The sequence below is a fragment of the Hafnia alvei genome, assembly GCF_900095695.1.
GTDB classification, from domain to species: Bacteria; Pseudomonadota; Gammaproteobacteria; order Enterobacterales; family Enterobacteriaceae; genus Hafnia; species Hafnia alvei_B.
The window spans coordinates 1-1,766 of the sequence record NZ_FMIQ01000052.1 but is presented as its reverse complement, the minus strand read 5'-3'; the positions used below and the strand labels follow the sequence as shown (position 1 = coordinate 1,766).

1 rRNA gene is annotated in these 1,766 nt (G+C 51.1%); it reads right to left on the bottom strand.

Annotated elements, in window-relative coordinates:
* Positions 1–47: 47 nt before the first annotated feature.
* Positions 48–1,590 (bottom strand): 16S ribosomal RNA (locus BN1044_RS13355).
* Between the last annotated feature and the right edge of the window lie 176 nt (positions 1,591–1,766).

The window sequence follows — 1,766 nt, the reverse complement described above, 5'->3', positions numbered from 1 at the left end:
TTCATCAGACAATCTGTGTGGACACTGCACTTAACGCTATCTTTAGGTAAGGAGGTGATCCAACCGCAGGTTCCCCTACGGTTACCTTGTTACGACTTCACCCCAGTCATGAATCACAAAGTGGTAAGCGCCCTCCCGAAGGTTAAGCTACCTACTTCTTTTGCAACCCACTCCCATGGTGTGACGGGCGGTGTGTACAAGGCCCGGGAACGTATTCACCGTAGCATTCTGATCTACGATTACTAGCGATTCCGACTTCATGGAGTCGAGTTGCAGACTCCAATCCGGACTACGACATACTTTATGAGGTCCGCTTGCTCTCGCGAGTTCGCTTCTCTTTGTATATGCCATTGTAGCACGTGTGTAGCCCTACTCGTAAGGGCCATGATGACTTGACGTCATCCCCACCTTCCTCCGGTTTATCACCGGCAGTCTCCTTTGAGTTCCCGACATTACTCGCTGGCAACAAAGGATAAGGGTTGCGCTCGTTGCGGGACTTAACCCAACATTTCACAACACGAGCTGACGACAGCCATGCAGCACCTGTCTCAGAGTTCCCGAAGGCACTAAAGCATCTCTGCTAAATTCTCTGGATGTCAAGAGTAGGTAAGGTTCTTCGCGTTGCATCGAATTAAACCACATGCTCCACCGCTTGTGCGGGCCCCCGTCAATTCATTTGAGTTTTAACCTTGCGGCCGTACTCCCCAGGCGGTCGACTTAACGCGTTAGCTCCGGAAGCCACGCCTCAAGGGCACAACCTCCAAGTCGACATCGTTTACAGCGTGGACTACCAGGGTATCTAATCCTGTTTGCTCCCCACGCTTTCGCACCTGAGCGTCAGTCTTTGTCCAGGGGGCCGCCTTCGCCACCGGTATTCCTCCAGATCTCTACGCATTTCACCGCTACACCTGGAATTCTACCCCCCTCTACAAGACTCTAGCTGACCAGTTTCAAATGCAGTTCCCAAGTTAAGCTCGGGGATTTCACATCTGACTTAATCAACCGCCTGCGTGCGCTTTACGCCCAGTAATTCCGATTAACGCTTGCACCCTCCGTATTACCGCGGCTGCTGGCACGGAGTTAGCCGGTGCTTCTTCTGCGAGTAACGTCAATCACTGCGGTTATTAACCACAATGCCTTCCTCCTCGCTGAAAGTACTTTACAACCCGAAGGCCTTCTTCATACACGCGGCATGGCTGCATCAGGCTTGCGCCCATTGTGCAATATTCCCCACTGCTGCCTCCCGTAGGAGTCTGGACCGTGTCTCAGTTCCAGTGTGGCTGGTCATCCTCTCAGACCAGCTAGAGATCGTCGCCTAGGTGAGCCATTACCCCACCTACTAGCTAATCCCATCTGGGCACATCTGATGGCGTGAGGCCCGAAGGTCCCCCACTTTGGTCCGAAGACGTCATGCGGTATTAGCTACCGTTTCCAGTAGTTATCCCCCTCCATCAGGCAGTTTCCCAGACATTACTCACCCGTCCGCCGCTCGTCACCCAGAGAGCAAGCTCTCTTGTGCTACCGCTCGACTTGCATGTGTTAGGCCTGCCGCCAGCGTTCAATCTGAGCCATGATCAAACTCTTCAATTAAAAGCTTGATTTGCTTAAACAAGTTAAGCGATGCTCGAAAATTAACTTTCGTAATAATTCAACTAAATGAATTACTGCTTGGTCACTCTTCAAGACTTTAATATTTTATCGTCCGAGGACGTTAGATATTGTCTTGTGAGTGCCCACACAGATTGTCTGATAAATTGTTAAAGAGC